Raw genomic sequence first — 723 nt, 5'->3', positions numbered from 1 at the left:
GATTCTGCTCGCGCCGTTGGTGCGACCAAGGGCGTGGGGCTGGTCGCAGCTGAGTTATTACCTGCTGCGGCCGTTTGTGCGCGGCGTGGTGCGACGCTTTAGCGAGAACTCCAACGATCCGGATTTCCTGCCGTTTCTGCAGGCCGATCCGTTACAGCCAAGACGCCTGCCGACGAAATGGGTGGGCGCGCTGTCGCGCTGGATCATCCGCGTCGAGCACGCGAAAAAAAGTCCGCGACGGCCGCTGATCATTCAGGGGCAGGCGGACATGACGGTCGACTGGCAGCACAATCGGCAGGTGTTGAAATGGAAGTTCGACCGGCCGCAGATACTGCTGCTGGCCGAGGCACGGCATCACCTGGCCAATGAAACGGCGGAGATGCGTGAGGAGTATTTCGAATTCTTGAGCAAGCGGATCAGGGGGCGGAATCTCTAGTGCCTGGGAGGGCCTCTTCGCGAGCAGGCTCGCTCCCACAGGGAAACGCATTTCAAATGTGGGAGCGAGCCTGCTCGCGAAGGCGGTCACTGCGGTTTCTGGTAGCTGTCGATCACTTCCTGCGCCGCGCGAAACGCATCGATCGCCGCCGGCACGCCGGCATACACCGCGCAATGCAGCAGCGCTTCGCGGATCTCTTCCACCGTGCAGCCGTTGTTCAGCGCACCGCGCACATGGCCTTTCAACTCCTGCGGACACTTCAACGCGGTCAGTGCGGCGAGGGTGAT

Annotated in this window: 1 protein-coding gene and 1 pseudogene; one reads left to right on the top strand and one right to left on the bottom strand. The window is 62.2% G+C overall.

What is annotated here, in order from left to right:
• Nucleotides 1-436, top strand: a pseudogene (locus J5M71_RS26165) (alpha/beta hydrolase); the annotation flags it as partial.
• 86 nt (nucleotides 437-522) lie between these two features.
• Here J5M71_RS26165 and J5M71_RS26160 read toward each other — a convergent pair.
• Nucleotides 523-723 (bottom strand): carboxymuconolactone decarboxylase family protein (locus J5M71_RS26160; protein ID WP_207838350.1); only part of this gene is annotated, 201 nt, incomplete at its 5' end.

The organism is Pseudomonas sp. 43(2021) (genome assembly GCF_017490805.1).
Lineage (GTDB): Bacteria > Pseudomonadota > Gammaproteobacteria > Pseudomonadales > Pseudomonadaceae > Aquipseudomonas.
The sequence above is the reverse complement of the archived record's forward strand: the minus strand, read 5'-3'. Positions and strand labels throughout refer to the sequence as shown.